The organism is Flavobacterium cupriresistens (genome assembly GCF_020911925.1).
GTDB classification, from domain to species: Bacteria; Bacteroidota; Bacteroidia; order Flavobacteriales; family Flavobacteriaceae; genus Flavobacterium; species Flavobacterium cupriresistens.
Genome location: NZ_CP087134.1, coordinates 1,794,492 through 1,810,584 on the forward strand (window position 1 = coordinate 1,794,492; position 16,093 = coordinate 1,810,584).

13 protein-coding genes and 2 tRNA genes are annotated in these 16,093 nt (G+C 35.8%); 12 read left to right on the forward strand and 3 right to left on the reverse strand.

Features of this window, described 5'->3' with window-relative positions:
• Window positions 1-72: 72 nt before the first annotated feature.
• On the reverse strand, window positions 73-3,354 hold the full coding sequence (locus LNP23_RS07995) for a glycosyltransferase family 117 protein (RefSeq protein ID WP_230004512.1): 3,282 nt from the start codon (window positions 3,352-3,354) through the stop codon (window positions 73-75).
• Between the two features lie 245 nt (window positions 3,355-3,599).
• Between LNP23_RS07995 and LNP23_RS08000 the strand changes: the two genes are divergently transcribed.
• Both LNP23_RS08000 and LNP23_RS08005 read left to right on the forward strand, forming a co-directional pair.
• A tRNA-Gln gene (locus tag LNP23_RS08000) sits at window positions 3,600-3,670 on the forward strand.
• A 108-nt stretch (window positions 3,671-3,778) separates the two neighbouring features.
• Window positions 3,779-3,849 (forward strand) — tRNA-Gln (locus LNP23_RS08005).
• Window positions 3,850-4,503: 654 nt separating this feature from the next.
• On the opposite strand, the gene LNP23_RS08010 is transcribed toward LNP23_RS08005, so the two are convergent.
• A complete protein-coding gene (locus LNP23_RS08010) occupies window positions 4,504-5,328 on the reverse strand; it encodes a universal stress protein (RefSeq protein ID WP_230004513.1) in 825 nt (274 codons plus the stop codon).
• A gap of 176 nt (window positions 5,329-5,504) precedes the next feature.
• On the opposite strand from LNP23_RS08010, the gene rimP reads away from it, so the two are divergent.
• The 9 genes from rimP to LNP23_RS08055 all read left to right on the forward strand — a co-directional run bounded on the left by rimP (window position 5,505) and on the right by LNP23_RS08055 (window position 14,010).
• Window positions 5,505-5,969: a ribosome assembly cofactor RimP gene (gene rimP / locus LNP23_RS08015; RefSeq protein ID WP_230004514.1), complete on the forward strand. Its 465-nt coding sequence runs from the start codon at window positions 5,505-5,507 to the stop codon at window positions 5,967-5,969.
• Window positions 5,970-5,982: 13 nt separating this feature from the next.
• Window positions 5,983-7,236 carry a transcription termination factor NusA gene (nusA, locus tag LNP23_RS08020; protein ID WP_017498147.1) on the forward strand — a complete coding sequence of 418 codons (1,254 nt, stop codon included), beginning with the start codon at window positions 5,983-5,985 and terminating at the stop codon, window positions 7,234-7,236.
• Window positions 7,237-7,284: 48 nt separating this feature from the next.
• Window positions 7,285-10,194 (forward strand): translation initiation factor IF-2, encoded by a 2,910-nt coding sequence (infB, locus tag LNP23_RS08025; RefSeq protein WP_230004515.1) that lies wholly within the window; start codon window positions 7,285-7,287, stop codon window positions 10,192-10,194.
• 156 nt (window positions 10,195-10,350) lie between these two features.
• Window positions 10,351-10,860, forward strand: a complete 510-nt coding sequence (locus tag LNP23_RS08030; protein ID WP_047773080.1) for a DUF4920 domain-containing protein — start codon at window positions 10,351-10,353, stop codon at window positions 10,858-10,860.
• 71 nt (window positions 10,861-10,931) lie between these two features.
• Window positions 10,932-11,465: a hypothetical protein gene (locus tag LNP23_RS08035; protein WP_230004516.1), complete on the forward strand. Its 534-nt coding sequence runs from the start codon at window positions 10,932-10,934 to the stop codon at window positions 11,463-11,465.
• A gap of 150 nt (window positions 11,466-11,615) precedes the next feature.
• Complete coding sequence (locus LNP23_RS08040) at window positions 11,616-11,774, forward strand: hypothetical protein (RefSeq protein WP_230004517.1); 159 nt, start codon at window positions 11,616-11,618, stop codon at window positions 11,772-11,774.
• Between the two features lie 134 nt (window positions 11,775-11,908).
• Complete coding sequence (locus LNP23_RS08045; protein WP_230004518.1) at window positions 11,909-12,151, forward strand: hypothetical protein; 243 nt, start codon at window positions 11,909-11,911, stop codon at window positions 12,149-12,151.
• A 1-nt stretch (window position 12,152) separates the two neighbouring features.
• Window positions 12,153-12,329: a hypothetical protein gene (locus LNP23_RS08050; protein ID WP_230004519.1), complete on the forward strand. Its 177-nt coding sequence runs from the start codon at window positions 12,153-12,155 to the stop codon at window positions 12,327-12,329.
• Between the two features lie 142 nt (window positions 12,330-12,471).
• Complete coding sequence (locus LNP23_RS08055) at window positions 12,472-14,010, forward strand: IS1182 family transposase (RefSeq protein ID WP_230004249.1); 1,539 nt, start codon at window positions 12,472-12,474, stop codon at window positions 14,008-14,010.
• A gap of 116 nt (window positions 14,011-14,126) precedes the next feature.
• Here LNP23_RS08055 and LNP23_RS08060 read toward each other — a convergent pair whose 3' ends face one another.
• A complete protein-coding gene (locus LNP23_RS08060; protein WP_047773085.1) occupies window positions 14,127-14,516 on the reverse strand; it encodes an SPOR domain-containing protein in 390 nt (129 codons plus the stop codon).
• A gap of 220 nt (window positions 14,517-14,736) precedes the next feature.
• On the opposite strand from LNP23_RS08060, the gene LNP23_RS08065 reads away from it, so the two are divergent.
• Complete coding sequence (locus tag LNP23_RS08065) at window positions 14,737-16,068, forward strand: c-type cytochrome (protein ID WP_230004520.1); 1,332 nt, start codon at window positions 14,737-14,739, stop codon at window positions 16,066-16,068.
• Window positions 16,069-16,093: the final 25 nt, after the last annotated feature.

Here is a 16,093-nt window from a genome sequence, read left to right on the forward strand (position 1 = left end):
TGTAAAATTAAAAAATGCAGTGCTATTTATCAAACAGCACTGCATTTTTTTAATTGCTAAATTTTTCGTATATTATTCTTTTTCTCTTCCAAAACGTTCGAAAACATTTACGTAAGTGTTAAAAGTTACTTTATGTTTCTCGTAGAAAGTGATGTCGTTGTTGTTTTTCATAACCTCCAATAAGCTTCTGTAACGCTCGATATCAGTGATAATATCAATAGCTAAGTCCGTTTGGTCAGAAGCGCTTAATGTGGCGTAATAGTTCAGATCTTCTTTGTATTTCTGTACTAGCTTATTCAGCAAATCATGTGCTTTTGCTGTTTCGCCAACTTTATAATAGCCACCGGCAAAAGGTTCAACTAACGAATAATAACCAAATTTATCGATCGGCATTTTTGTCATAGCTAAATTAATGACTTTTTTTGCCTTGTCAATTTTGCCTTCAGCGATCAATTGGTTCATTAAACGAGATAAGTTTGTGCGGTATGTGATGCTGTTTTTTCTTGTTTCAGGATCGTGATAGATTTTGTTGCTTTCGCTATTGCCCCAATCCCATTTCATTACAATATCATACATTTTGTCAGCATCAATTTGTCCCATGTCTAATGGTCCGCCTTCTTTTGAAGCAGTATTTTTTATCGGAACTAATTTATAAACCATTCCGTCTAATTGTAAATAGTCTTTTAGCCATAAGTAATCTTCACTGTCAAAAGCACCACCACTAAAGTAGATTGGTCTTTTCCAGTTGTTATTAGCCAGGATATCCAACATCATCAAACGATTTTTGTATAACGCGCTTCCTTTGATATCAATGTCCATATAAGGAACGATAGAATCATTGTATTTTGGATTAACGACTTTGTTTTTAATAATTAAGTCTTTATCAACGGTAACTCTGATTTTATTAGTTGGGTAAAAATGAATGGTTTGCCCGTTTTGTAAACCTACAGTTGATTTTGGATTTTTAATAAAGCTGATGAAGTCATTAATGTTCCAACGCGTTTCTATTTTTGGAATGTGAGCCACATAATCCAGTTTATCACCTACATATTCAGCATGTGTAAAAGAGATTGGTAGTGGGTCAGATTCATACGATTTGGCTTTCATTTGATCAATGTACCAATCCGTCATGAAAAGGCTTGTATTGACAATTTTTACATCTGTTCGTACGCCTTCGATTTCCTGAGCATACCATAATGGGAAAGTATCGTTGTCTCCAATTGTAAATAAAATTGCGTTCTTGTCGCAGGAAGTCAAATAAGCTTTTGCCATTGCTACAGCAGTATATTTACCTGATCTGTCATGATCATCCCAGTTTTGAGAAGCCATTAAAACAGGAGCAGCAAGGAAAGTTGCAGCAATAATTATTGGTCCGGCGATTTTTGGAGCTATGTATTTCTGAATCGTCTCGTACAACGAATAGACTCCAAAGCCAATCCAGATGGCAAACACATAGAAGGATCCTACCAGCGCATAATCTCTTTCGCGAGGCTCAAAAGGTCTCTCGTTTAAGTAAATTTTTAATGCGATTCCGGTAAATAAGAATAAGGCCAAAAGAACGTAGAAGCTTTTAAGGTCCCTATTCGCATGATACATAAGTCCGATAAGTCCCAGGATGAAAGGCAGGAAGAAGTATGTATTTCTTCCTTTGTTGTTTAGTACATCTGTAGGTAAGTTGTCCTGAGAGCCAAGGTGGATGGAGTCAAGGGCTTTGATTCCGCTAATCCAGTTTCCGTCCAGATTGTCGTATTTCCCCTGAACGTCGTTCTGGCGTCCGGCAAAATTCCACATCAGGTATCTTCCGTACATATATCCGAATTGATATTCAAACATAAAAAAGAAGTTGTCAGAAGCTGTTGGTTTCTCGATAATTAAGTAATCGCCGTAGCTTTTCAGGAATTTTACATAACCTTCGTTGTCAATTTGTTTTTGAGCATATGCTTTTCTGAATTCAGAAATCGTTTTTTCAACTTCGTTACGCAATTGAGCAGTGGCTTTGTTGTATTCCTCTTCGCTTAATTGACTGGCGTCTATGCCATATTTTGCCAAATCATCTTCGTAAGGATAATTTGGGTTTATCTTGAAGCCCGGAGGGTGTGTGAAACCAATATAATTCTCAATGTGTCCCGGTTCGGTACTCCACATTCTTGGCAGAATGGTTTTTTGATTGTCGTCCGTATTTTGTTCTGCGTTTTTATAGTTGTTGGTAATGATGTATTTACCAGTTTTATAATCTCTTTCGTAGTTCGGTTTTTTGTCTAAATAAGGTGTTTTAGCGTCTAAACCTGCAAAAACTTCTGTGTATTGTGGTCCGTAGAACAACGGATTTACACCGTATTGTTCACGATTGTAGTATGCCAAAACTTCAGTGGCATCTGATGGTTTGTTTTCGTTGATTACCGTATTTGCGTTAGCACGAACCGGTAACATCATCCAGGTTGAGAATCCTATTAAAATAAACAAGATGCAAAGAATGATGGTGTTATAGAAAATCAGGCCTTTTTGTTTGGTGAATTTTAACCCAAAATAAAAGAAAGCAATTAAAAGTAAAGCAACAAAAATGGTTCCGGAGTTAAAAGGAAGTCCCATGCTGTTTACCATGAATATTTCGGTTTTACCGAAGAACGCCATGGTTAGCGGAAGGAGTAATTTGAAAATAAACAACAATACTCCAATAACTACAACATTGGCAATTAAGAAGTTCTTGATGGTAACTTTTTCGTAATGTTTAAAATAGTATAGAAATCCTATTGACGGAATGGTTAATAAAGCCATGAAGTGGACTCCAAAAGAAAGACCAATAACAAGAGAGATAACCAATAACCATTTGTTTCCCTTAGGTTTGTCCATGTCTTGTTCCCAACGCAGGCCAAGCCAAAAAAGTAAGGCAATTAACAAAGAGGCCATTGCATAAACTTCGGCTTCAACAGCGTTAAACCAAAAGCTATCTGAAAAAGTAAAAGCCAGGGCTCCGATAAAAGAGCTTCCTAGGATAACAATTGAATTATTTTGATTAATTTCGGAAAAACGGGCTATGATTTTTTTCAGGATCATAGAAGAAGACCAAAACAAAAATAGAATCGTGAATGCACTGGAGAAAACAGACATCATATTAACCATTAAGGCTACATGTTGGTTATCTGTTGCAAACATGGCAAAAAACGCACCCATCATTTGGTATAAAGGAGCTCCGGGTGGGTGACCAACTTCTAGTTTAGCTGCTGTAGCGATATATTCGCCACAATCCCAAAAGCTCATGGTAGGTTCAACAGTTAGTGTGTAGGTGATTAAAGCGATTGCAAATGCAAACCAACCAATAATTGTATTCCATTTATTGAAATTGAATTGTGCCATATTTAGGTGTTATAATTTTAGATGTTTTCTATCCTACAAAGAAAATGTTTTTTTGTGTAAAGAATAGAGCATTAACAAAAAAATCTAGAAAACTATTTGGTTAAAGTAATCTGTTGTTGGTGAAATACTTGCGAAAACATTAGCGGTTTTAAAGGAGAAAAAACGAAAAAAAATGAAAATTTTTGCCCAAAAAGTTTGTGCAAACTAAATAAAGCTCTAAATTTGCACTCGCTTAACCGCACTGCTGGTCTATGGTGTAATGGTAACACAACTGTTTTTGGTGCAGTCTTTCAAGGTTCGAGTCCTTGTAGACCAACATAAAAGCCTCTCAATCGAGAGGCTTTTTTTATGGAATAAATTTTTTCAAAAAAAGTTTGTGTAAACTAAAAAAAGTTTTAAATTTGCACTCGCTTAACAGCACTGCTGGTCTATGGTGTAATGGTAACACAACTGTTTTTGGTGCAGTCTTTCAAGGTTCGAGTCCTTGTAGACCAACATAAGAAGCCTCTCAATTTGAGAGGCTTTTTTTATGCAACAAAATTTCTTGAAATTTCAAATCTCAAAATTCCAAATTCCAAATCTTTCTCAAATTCCAATTTTTGAAATTCCAAATTCCAAGTCTGGAATAGGGAGGGGATCTAGTCTGTTTTAAAAAACGCTCCGTTTGTACGATACACGCCCAGTTTGTTCTTTCGAGGAATGAGAAATCACAATAGGAATTCGGTATAGAAAAGCACTAGTTTTTGTCGGAGTGTCAGTGTGATTTCTCTTTCCGAAAATAATATTGTACGGCAAAATTGTTTACTATTATTTTTATACGTCAAAGCTGACAGGTTTTTAAAACCTGTCAGCTTTAGTTTTTGAGGTGTTTGGGTCGGTTTTAATGGAGAATTTAAAACTTATCGTTTTTATTCAAAAAAAAACGCTCAAGTGAGAAGCTTTTTAGTGTTGTGTTTAAATTTAGTGGAAATCTTGCAAAGCTGCAAAGCTGCAAAGCTGCAAAGTTTAAAAAAGATTAGGTGTTTCGTTTGTTCTCTTGGTGCAGGAGACTCAAGCGAAAGTGAATAGGAGAAGTAAATCGCAATAGAAATTTATGGATCAAAGCCGACAGGTTTTTAAAACCTGTCAGCTTTAGTTTTTTTGAGCTGTTTAGATTTTGAAAGTTATAACGGGTCTGACGGCGTGATTGACTAGTCCTTCGCTGATGCTTCCGTTGAAAAAATGAGCAAATCCGGTTCTTCCGTGTGTGCACATTGCAATAATATCTGCGTTTTTGGTGTTCGAAAAGTTTAAAATTCCTTTTTCGATATTGGTATCGTTGTAGATATTTGTGGAGTAATTGGTCATATTAAATTCGGCGATAAACTCGTTCATCGCTTTTTGAATAACATGAGTTGGTCTGAAGCTGTTTGGAGTGCAAATGGTAACTAAATGGATGGTTGAGTCAAAGAATTTGGTAAAATTTAAGAATTTTTCAAAAGGTTTTTTGGTTTCTTCAGAAAAATCAGAAGCAAAGACAATGTTTGCTGCATTAAAATTTGAAATGTCTTTTTTGATGACTAAAACAGGGATTTCGGAATTGCGTACTACTTTTTCGGTGTTGGATCCTATTAGTAATTCTTCGACACCTGAAGAGCCGTGTGACCCCATTATGATTAGGTCTATTTCGTGATCTTTGCTTACTTGTGTGATGCCGTGGATGGGTTTGTCCATTTTTACAATTTCGGTCACACTAACTCCGTCAAGGTAGGGTCTGTTGGAGATTTCATCGAGCATTTGATTTGCTTTTTTCATGAAGAGCATGGTTTCGGGAATGCTTGCGCCCCCTGTAATTGCGTCATTCATTTGATGCGGCAGCTCGAGCATGTGTAATACAATGATTTCCGAATTGTTTTTTTTGGCAATTTGTGCAGCGACTTTTAAAGCGTCTTCTGCATGTTCTGAGAAGTCGGTAGGTACTAAAATTCGTTTCATAGTTTTTTGGGTTAGATAGTAGGAATAATCTCTTGTGTTTTATGCTACATAAAGATAAGAAATATTTTTAGAGCAATCTATTTATTTTGATTTATAAAAAAAACACTATATTTGCACCGTTATTTATTAAAATCTAAATAATGAGGGGACTAAGTGTCCCCTCTTTTTATAAAATTATGACATTTAAAGAAAAAGTAAACACATTAATTTCAGAAGCTCTTCAGGAAAAGCCATCAATCTTTTTGATTGATTTGTCTATTTCGGATTCTTTCAAGGTTAGTGTAGGTTTAGACGGGGATAATGGAGTAGCGTTGCAGGATTGTATTGATGTTAGTCGTGCAATCGAGAATAATCTGGATCGTGAAGAACAGGATTTTTCTCTTGAAGTAGCATCGGTTGGTGTTGGATCACCCTTGAAAATGACAAGACAATACAAGAAAAATATTGGTAGAACGTTGATTGTTACTACAAATAATGAAAAAATTGAGGCAGAATTAGTGGAAGCTAACGATGTTTTTATAATTTTGTCTTGGGAAGCAAGAGAACCGAAAAAAGTAGGAAAAGGAAAAGAAACAGTTCAAAAAGAGCAACAAATACCTTATACAGAAATTAAAGAGGCAATTGTTACAGTAACATTTTAATTAAAGAATTCGCATGGAAAATTTAGCATTAATCGATTCATTCTCAGAGTTTAAAGATAATAAACTTATTGATCGTGTAACGCTTATGGCAATTTTAGAGGACGTGTTTAGAAATGCATTAAAGAAAAAATACGGTTCTGATGATAACTTCGATATTATCATTAATCCTGACAAAGGAGATATGGAGATTTGGAGAAGAAGAGTAATCGTTGCTGATGAAGATCTGGACTTTGAGAACGAAGAAATTACCTTGACTGAAGCTAGAATGATCGAAGCGGATTTTGAAATTGGTGAAGAAGTTTCTGAAGAGGTTAAATTGATTGATTTAGGGAGAAGAGCTATTTTGGCTTTGCGTCAAAACTTGATCTCTAAAATTCACGAACACGATAATACAAATCTTTATAAGCAATTTAAAGATATTATTGGCGATATTTACACCGCAGAAGTACATCACGTACGTCCAAGAGTTGTAATCTTGGTAGATGATGAAGGAAATGAGATTGTACTTCCGAAGGAAAAACAAATTCCATCTGACTTTTTCCGTAAAGGAGATAATGTTCGTGGAATTATTGAAAGCGTTGAATTAAAAGGAAATAAGCCTCAAATTATCATGTCAAGAACTTCTGAAAAGTTCTTGGAGAAATTATTTGAACAAGAAATTCCGGAAGTATTCGACGGTTTGATTACAGTTAAGAATGTAGTTCGTATTCCTGGTGAAAAAGCAAAAGTAGCGGTAGATTCTTATGATGACAGAATCGATCCTGTTGGAGCTTGTGTTGGTATGAAAGGATCTCGTATTCACGGAATTGTTCGTGAGTTAGGAAACGAAAATATTGACGTAATCAACTATACAAACAATATTCAATTGTTTATTACAAGAGCATTAAGCCCTGCAAAAGTTTCTTCTATCAAAATTGATGAAGAAAACAAAAGAGCTGAAGTTTTCTTGAAATTAGAAGAAGTTTCTAAAGCTATCGGTAGAGGTGGTCATAATATAAAATTAGCGGGTCAGTTGACAGGTTACGAATTGGATGTAATTCGTGAAGGAGACGTTGCAGGTGCAACAGCAGATGAAGATGATGTTGAATTAACAGAATTTTCAGATGAAATCGAAGGCTGGGTAATTGAAGAATTTGCTAAAATAGGTTTAGATACTGCAAAAAGTATTTTGAAACAAGAAGTAGAAGATTTAGTAAGAAGAACAGATCTTGAAGAGGAAACTATTCTTGATGTTATGAAAATACTAAAAGAAGAGTTTGATAGCTAGTTATCTGCTCTAACAACACAACGAAAAAGGTAATAATAAAAAGGTTATATGTCTGAAGAGAGAGTAATAAGAATAAACAAGGTTTTAAGGGAATTAAATATTTCGTTAGAAAGAGCTGTTGATTATCTAAAAGATAAGGGAATTGCTATTGACGCAAATCCGAATGCAAAAATTTCTGATAGCGAATTTAATATCCTACAAAGCCAATTTGCGGGCGATAAGGGGAATAAGGAAGCTTCTAAAGAGGTAGGAGAAGAGAAGAGAAAAGAGAAAGAAGCATTACGTGTAGAGCGTGAGAAAGAAATTGAAGACAAACGCAGACAAGACGAAGAGCGTCAAAAACAACAAGAGATCATTAAAGCGAGAGCTGTTGTGACAGGACCTGTTCAAGTGGGTAAAATTGATTTGAATCCAAAAAAACCTGAGAAACCTGCAATTGTTTCTGCTCCTTCAGAGGAACCAGTGAAAGCTGAAGAACCTAAAGTTGTTGTTGCTACTCCATCTCAAGAGGAAAAACCTGTTCAGAAAGAAAAAGAAATAGTACAGCCTGAGCCATTAGTAGTGGCTCCTCCTGTAGTTTCTGAGAACAAAGTTGAAAAACCTATTATTACAGAGAAAAAAGAAGTGAAAGAAGTGAAAGTGGAAGCTCCGAAAGTAGCTCAGGAACCGATTATATCAACGGATCCTTCAACTGCAGAAGAGACAATCACTACTCAATATCAAAAGTTATCAGGAACGACACTTACAGGTCAGACAATTGATTTATCTCAATTTAACAAACCTAAGAAGAAGAAAGAAGATCCGAAAATAACGCCTAATAAACCGGGAGCTCCGGGTGCAGGAAATAACGCTAACAAAAATAAGCGTAAAAGAATTGCACCTAAGCCAGGTACACCGGGAGCACCAAAACCTGCAACAGGTAATGCACCAGGAACACCAAATCCTAATAAAATTACACCAAATACTGGTGGAGGAGGTTTTAATGCTAACAGAAGTGCTAGACCTGGTTTCGTAAAAGGAAACCGTCCTGCAATTGTAGCTAAAGTAGAGCCTACTGAAGAGGAAGTAAAAAACCAAATTAGAGAGACTCTTGAAAAACTTCAAGGGAAAGGTGGAAAATCGAAAGCTGCTAAATACAGAAGAGATAAAAGAGAAACGCACCGTCAGAAATCTGATGATGAGCAAAGAGCTATCGACGAAGGAAGTAAAACGATTAAAGTTACAGAATTCGTTACAGTAGGTGAAATTGCAATCATGATGGATGTGCCGATTACCAAAGTAATTGGAACTTGTATGTCACTTGGAATCATGGTTACCATGAACCAACGTTTGGATGCTGAAACATTAACTATTGTGGCTGATGAATTCGGTTACGAAGTTGAGTTTATCACAGTTGATATCGAAGAGGCTATAGAAGTTGTTGAAGATAAAGAAGAAGATTTAGTTACAAGAGCGCCGATTGTTACAGTAATGGGTCACGTCGATCACGGTAAAACCTCTTTACTGGATTATATCCGTAAAGAAAATGTTATCGCTGGTGAGTCGGGAGGTATTACACAGCACATTGGAGCTTATGGAGTAACTCTTGATAATGGTCAGAAAATCGCATTCTTAGATACACCGGGTCACGAGGCGTTTACCGCGATGCGTGCACGTGGAGCTCAAGTTACCGATATCGCGATTATCGTAGTGGCGGCAGATGATGATATCATGCCACAAACAAAAGAAGCAATTTCTCACGCACAAGCTGCGGGAGTACCAATTATATTTGCAATCAATAAAATTGATAAACCAAATGCGAACGTTGAGAAGATCAAGGAACGTTTGGCTAGTATGAATTTACTTGTTGAAGACTGGGGTGGAAAAATTCAATCACATGATATTTCTGCAAAAGTAGGAACAGGAGTAAAAGAACTATTAGAAAAAGTTTTATTAGAAGCAGAAATTTTAGATTTAAAATCTAATCCTAACAAAGCAGCGCAGGGAACTGTAGTAGAAGCTTTCTTAGATAAAGGAAAAGGATACGTTTCTACCATTTTAGTTCAACACGGAACTTTAAAAGTAGGAGATTATATGTTGGCTGGTAAACACCACGGTAAGATTAAAGCAATGCATGATGAAAGAGGACATATTGTTTTACAAGCAGGTCCTTCAACTCCGGTTTCTGTTTTAGGTTTAGATGGTGCGGCTACTGCCGGTGATAAATTCAACGTTTTTGAAGACGAAAAAGAAGCAAAACAAATTGCCTCTAAACGTTCTCAATTAATGCGTGAACAATCGGTACGTACACAACGTCATATTACTCTTGATGAGATTGGTCGTCGTATTGCTCTTGGTCAGTTTAAAGAATTGAACGTAATCCTTAAAGGAGACGTTGATGGATCTGTTGAAGCATTATCAGATTCGTTCTCTAAACTTTCTACAGAAGAAATTCAAATTAACATTATTCATAAAGGTGTTGGAGCAATTACAGAGACTGACGTTATGTTGGCTTCTGCTTCTGATGCGATCATTATTGGATTTAACGTTCGTCCTGCTGGAAATGCGAGACAACTTGCAGATAAAGAAGAAATCGATATCCGTTACTACTCTATTATCTACGCTGCTATCGATGACTTGAAAGATGCGATGGAAGGAATGTTAGCTCCTGAGATGAAAGAAGAGATTTTAGGAACTGCAGAAATCCGTGAGATTTTCAAAATTTCTAAAGTTGGTTCTATTGCAGGATGTATGGTGATGGATGGTAAGATCATGAGAACTTCTAAAATTAGAGTTATCAGAGAAGGTGTAGTAGTGCATACAGGTGAACTTGTAGCATTGAAACGTTTCAAAGATGATGTAAGAGAAGTTTCTAAAGGTTACGATTGTGGTATCCAGATTAAAGGATACAATGATATCGAAGAAAGAGATGTTATTGAAGCTTACCATGAGGTAGCAATCAAAAAGAAATTGAAATAAAATTCAATACTTATAGTTTAAGGTCCCAACTTTTGTTGGGACTTTTTTTTTGGCGTTTACCGAAGAGAAATCCGGTTTTTGAAGTTGGTTTTTACTTAAAATAATACTTGCCTTATGTCAGATTTTAGTGTTATTTTTAACTAAAATTATTTAACTATGAAACCATTACTATATTCAGTACTACTTTCTTTGTGTCTTTCCAGCTTGTGCTTTTCGCAGGAAGCTGTAGAAAAAAAAGCTCCACCGGCAGGCAATGCTTTAGTTGGGGATTATTATGGAGCTAATGTTTCTAAAGTGTCTGAGGGCAAAGCTATCTCGGTTGAGAAACTCGAAAGCGGATTAAAGAATACGAAAAAGGTTGAAAATGTTGCTGTGAAAGGGTTGGTGACTGATGTCTGCGAAAAAAGAGGATGTTGGTTGACCATTAAAACAGAAGACGGCTCTCCCTTTTTTGTAAAAATGAAAGAGTATGCTTTTTTTGTGCCAACCAGTCTGAAAGGTAAAAATGTTGTTTTAGAAGGTGTTGCTGAGAAGAAAATAACCTCGGTGGAAGAACTGAAACATTATGCAAAAGATGCTAAAAAAGCACAATCGGAAATAGATGCTATTACGGCTCCAAAAGAGGAAATTCGTTTTTTGGCTGATGGAATTAGGGTAGTCAACTAATTTTGTTTTTTGGTTTGAAAGGATCCTTTATATTTTAAAGTCTCAATGAAAATTGAGACTTTTTTTGTTTAATGATGTATGATGATTGTGTTGATTTTGCCGATTTTGCCGATTTTGTGATACATATAATTTTTTTGTCCCTCGTTTATATATTGATTATCAGAAAATACTTATTGTGTAGTAATTTGAAAATTGATCGGATATTATTAGAGCAAATTGATTTAACGAATACAACTACTAAATTAAACATTGCCAATGTCACTACGAATCTGGAAGGTGAGATGCTGAGTGGTTTTAAAATTGATGAAGGGACTGTTTCCGGGGTTTATGATCTGGAGCAGGCTGGTGTAACGGATTCTATACCGTTAAGGAAGGTTATCATATCTGGTCGTAGCAGATCTGTTCTGCTTCTTGGAAATGATCCATGCTTAAGGATGAGTTATCAATTTATAAGATCACAGAATAATAGTTCGACCATGGAGCAAGGATTGACAAGTCCTGATGTTCCCGGACATGCATTAGCTGGTTTCTATAACGAAACGAGAGGTATTAGAGCAGTGTTTGGTGTTTCTTTATTTCTAATGCTACGGAGTTGTCTTGGGTAAAAAACAATGCAACAGGAGTCAATTCACACCCATTTGACAATAGTTTGTATACGAAATGTAATTTATCCAATAATGATAGAAATATGGGGTAAAAGATATTCTTTGAACCAAGGAAACATGCTGAAATTACTGAAGCTGTAAGTTTAGTAGATGCTGCTTTACAAACTTTATGGTCTTAGTGAAGGATATGAATTAGAGAATCAGTTTTGCCAAGATATGGCTTGGGGTGGTCTTGAAGAAACGGCAGTCTGCCTGAAGTGGAAAGAAAAAGAATTTCCGATACCGTTAACATCGGGTTACATGGTATAGATATGAAAGGAAAGTCAAAAGCCGAAAAGGGTAAAAAGGCAGCTTGTTGATTATTTTTATTATGAAGAAATGTAAAACTATTTTAGGTTGCTTATTTTGGTTCTGGTTGGATGTTCTTCTTCAAAAAAGAAACTATGTCGACCAATAACAAAGGTGCTTATACTGTGACTAAAGGTTTATTCGAAAGTAAAGCAGAAACCGTTGATACTTTGCTGAAAGAAGGAAAAAGTGTTACAATCCTTGGGCATATTTTTGATCTAAGAACAGGTAAATCACTAAGTAATGCGCAGATGACAGATGGTTGTTTTGAATTTTACATAACAGATGTAAGGGGAATACTCTTACAATGCCCGAAATCCGCCAAAGAATTCTTTTAATATGGAAGCAGTTATTTTTCCTTATTCATCAGTAGAGGCAGATTACATCGATATGTATAATAAAAAGGAAGCTATCATAGATTTTTATTTAATAATGGATTTAAGACCTCTATTTGATTGTGTGCCGAAAGGAGTGATGCATGATCGAATGCAAGACGAGCTTAATAATTTGAAATAAAAGAGACTATTCTGCAGTCTATAAGATCCGTTTTTGATTATAAAGAAAGAAGCTGTCTCAATACTAGAGGCAGCTTTTTTTGCAGTTTGTTTTTTTAGGAGCAATTTTGTAAATTTAATCAGTGATTAATAGCTGATTAAAGATGAGATTTAAACATTATGACCAACAGCAAACGATACTTTTACCTTATTCGTTTGACGATTTAATTCCAGAGAAACATCCTGTTCGAATAGTGGATCAGGTTGTGGAATCAATTAACATCCAGCCTCTTTTAAAAGCCTACAGCAAAGAAGGCAATCCAGGTTATCATCCAAAGATGCTTCTCAAAGTGATGTTGTATGCCTATATGACCAATGTATACTCTTCTCGAAAGATAGAACTGGCACTTCGCGAGAATATTAATTTTATGTGGCTAACTTCGATGACTATTGTAGATCACAATACTATTAACCGTTTTAGAAGTGATAAGCTTAAAGAGAATTTTAAAGAGATCTTCAAACAGGTCGTTTTGATGTTAGCATCAGAAGGACTCATCAATCTAAAACAAATCTATACAGACGGAACAAAGATAGAAGCTCAGGCCGGCAGGTACACTTTTGTCTGGGGCAACAGTATCAAAACCAACAAAGCCAAAATGCTGACTCAGCTGGAAGAATTATGGAACTATGCCCAAAGTATTGATAATGAAGACGGCCCCAACCCGGAACCAACTGAGTTCAAGGAAATCAGCAAAGAAGTAATCGAGAAAACTGTAGCTGAAATAGATGCCAAACTCTCTGGCAATGGAAAGGCTAGCTCCAAAGCAAAAGCCAAATTGCGTTATATTAAAAATAATTTTACTGCTAACTTAGAAAAATATGAAAAGCAGCAAGCTATTCTAGGAGAAAGAAACAGTTACAGCAAAACCGATACCCAGGCTACTTTTATGCGTATGAAAGAAGACCATATGTTAAACGGACAGCTCAAGCCAGCTTATAATACTCAGATATCTACACAAAACCAGATCATCGTTCACTATACCATCCATCAAAATCCAACCGATACCAAAACACTCAAGCCCCACTTGGAAAATTTGGAGCAGACCTTCGGCAAAAAAGTGTTTAAAAAGATACAAGAGATCACTACAGACGCAGGTTATGGAAGTGAAGAAAACTACGATTATCTGGAGAAAAAAAAGCTAACGGCTTTTGTGAAATATAATACTTTTGAAAAAGAACAGGATCAAAACTACCAAAAGAAACACAAGACTTTTAGCAAGGAGAATCTATATTACAATCAGGAAGAAGACTATTATATATGTCCAATGGGACAGAAAATGCATAAAACCCATGAGAATGAGAAAAAAACGGCAGCGGGATATACTCAGACCTTATCCCATTATCAAGCCAAAAACTGTGAAGGCTGTCTCTTGCGAGGACAATGTTTTAAAGCCAAAGGCAACAGAAGCATAGAGCGAAACCACAACCTTGAAAGGCATAAACAACAAGCAAGAGAATTACTGCTCAGCGAAATAGGGATACAAAGAAGAAAACAACGCTCTGCCGATGTAGAGCCTGTATTTGCTCAACTCAAACATAATAATGGATTTAGACGATTTTCTTTAAAAGGACTTCAAAAAGTTGAATTAGAGTTCGGATTAATGGCTTTAGGTCACAACTTAAGAAAGAAAATTGCAGCATAAGGGCAATTTTTTTCTGTACTCAGAATTAAGACAATAAATATCAAAATATTATCCAATAAAAAAACCGTCTCAAATTTGTATTGAGACGGCTTCTTGTTTTTTCTGTTTAGCTGTTACTATCTTCCCGGTTTGATTAAAAAGACACTTTTGTATCGTTTTTTGATCTCTGCCAAATTGCGTTCGGCTTCAATTTTTGTTTTGAAATTTCCAACGATTACCTTGTAGTTTGGCGTGTTGAAAATTATCGTTCCGTCAATAGTGTTATATTCTTTCTTGAAATCTGTAAGTGTTTTTTTAGCCTCATCACTTTTGCCACTAAAAATTTGAATTCTATAGGTGTCGTTTGTACTTATTGATGTGTTAATTTTTCGTTTGTCGTTCAGTAATTGCTCAAATTTTGGGTCCTGATTTAAGGTTAAATTTTGGTCTTGAGCATTAATGTTATAAGCTAAAGTGATCATTGTTAGTGTTAGGTAGACTCTTTTGGAGGGAGTTAAAATTCTCATAATGTGATAGTTTTTATGCAAAAATAGTATTTAATGTTTGTGTGGAAAATTTTAATTTTATTTAGAATTGATATAAATTGGTATTTAAGGGTATTTTAAGGTTTTGAGAATAGTTCATAAGTCGTATTTTTGTGCAAGTTTTAAAAGAAGGTGTTCGGTTTTTGCTGTTTTTGTTACAGAAAAAATCATACCAAAAAATTAGTAGATAATTTTATACTATATGAAAAAGGTGGGTAACCATAATTCGATCTCAAGAAAATTAATGCTTAGCTTATCGCTAACGCTGATTTTCTCCCTAACTTCATTTGCTCAAGATGCTGCTGCTCCTGCAGCGCCTGAAGCTGCTGCTCCGGCTGCAACTGCAGGTGGTGATCCAGTAAAAGGGAAAGAACTTTTTAATGCAAATTGCGCTGCATGTCACAAATTAGATGCCAAATCTACAGGTCCCGCTTTGAGGGGAGTTGCCGATAAGCATGATAAAGCTTGGATTTACAAGTGGGTGCACAACAGTTCTGACATGATTAAGTCAGGTGATGCTGTAGCAGTAAAACTTTTTGAAGAAAACAACAAGTCTGTAATGACTTCTTTTCCTCAATTATCAGAAGGTGATATTGATAATATTTTAGCGTATACTTCTGAAAAGAAAGCTGAGCCAGCTCCTGGTCCTGGTGGAGCTGCCACGCCTCCTGGGACAAATGTTGAAGGAAGCGGAATTTCAAATAATATTATTTTAGGTGCTCTTGCTCTTGTGATGGCTATCTTGGTTGTGATGTTGTTCATGGTGAACAAAGTATTAACTAAAGTAGCAAGTAATAATGGTATTGTAGTAGCTCCAAAAGAAGCAAGAACTCCAATCTGGAAAGCATTTGCCAGAAATCAATTCTTGGTTTTAGTAACTTCTATATTTTTGCTATTGGCAAGTGGTTATTTTGTATACGGTTACCTGATGCAGGTAGGTGTTGATCAGAATTATGAGCCAATTCAGCCAATACATTATTCTCATAAAATTCACGCAGGTGATAATGAGATCAATTGTAAATATTGTCACTCTGCTGCTCGTGTGAGTAAAACAGCTGGTATTCCTTCTTTGAATGTTTGTATGAACTGTCATAAAAACATTTCTGAAGTTGCTGAAACTACTGCTACTCCTGAGTACAGCAAGGCTTTCTACGATGCTCAAATTCAAAAATTATATGATGCAGTTGGATGGGATAAAGCGAAACAAGCTTATACCGGAAAAACACAACCAGTAAAATGGGTTCGTATTCATAATTTACCTGATTTTGTGTATTTCAATCACTCACAGCACGTTTCTGTTGCAGGTGTTGAGTGTCAAACTTGTCATGGACCAGTACAAGAATTTGAAATCATGAAGCAATACTCTAAATTAACAATGGGATGGTGCGTTGATTGCCATAGAAAAACTGATGTTAAGATGGAAGGAAATGCTTACTATGATAAAATTCATGCTGAACTTTCTAAAAAATACGGTGTAGAGAAATTGACTGCAGCGCAAATGGGAGGTTTAGAATGCGGTAAATGCCACTATTAATCGAATTATTAAGATTTTAATATTT

Coding starts and splice junctions, on each gene's coding strand:
- LNP23_RS08050 (WP_230004519.1), top strand. CDS start 12,153: ATGGAAGCAGTTATTTTTCCTTATTCATCAGTAGAGGCAGATTACATC.
- LNP23_RS08035 (WP_230004516.1), top strand. CDS start 10,932: ATGATGTATGATGATTGTGTTGATTTTGCCGATTTTGCCGATTTTGTG.
- LNP23_RS08060 (WP_047773085.1), bottom strand. CDS start 14,516: ATGAGAATTTTAACTCCCTCCAAAAGAGTCTACCTAACACTAACAATG.
- nusA (WP_017498147.1), top strand. CDS start 5,983: ATGGAAAATTTAGCATTAATCGATTCATTCTCAGAGTTTAAAGATAAT.
- LNP23_RS08010 (WP_230004513.1), bottom strand. CDS start 5,328: ATGAAACGAATTTTAGTACCTACCGACTTCTCAGAACATGCAGAAGAC.
- LNP23_RS08055 (WP_230004249.1), top strand. CDS start 12,472: ATGAGATTTAAACATTATGACCAACAGCAAACGATACTTTTACCTTAT.
- LNP23_RS08045 (WP_230004518.1), top strand. CDS start 11,909: ATGTCGACCAATAACAAAGGTGCTTATACTGTGACTAAAGGTTTATTC.
- LNP23_RS08040 (WP_230004517.1), top strand. CDS start 11,616: ATGCTGCTTTACAAACTTTATGGTCTTAGTGAAGGATATGAATTAGAG.
- LNP23_RS08065 (WP_230004520.1), top strand. CDS start 14,737: ATGAAAAAGGTGGGTAACCATAATTCGATCTCAAGAAAATTAATGCTT.
- rimP (WP_230004514.1), top strand. CDS start 5,505: ATGACATTTAAAGAAAAAGTAAACACATTAATTTCAGAAGCTCTTCAG.
- LNP23_RS08030 (WP_047773080.1), top strand. CDS start 10,351: ATGAAACCATTACTATATTCAGTACTACTTTCTTTGTGTCTTTCCAGC.
- infB (WP_230004515.1), top strand. CDS start 7,285: ATGTCTGAAGAGAGAGTAATAAGAATAAACAAGGTTTTAAGGGAATTA.
- LNP23_RS07995 (WP_230004512.1), bottom strand. CDS start 3,354: ATGGCACAATTCAATTTCAATAAATGGAATACAATTATTGGTTGGTTT.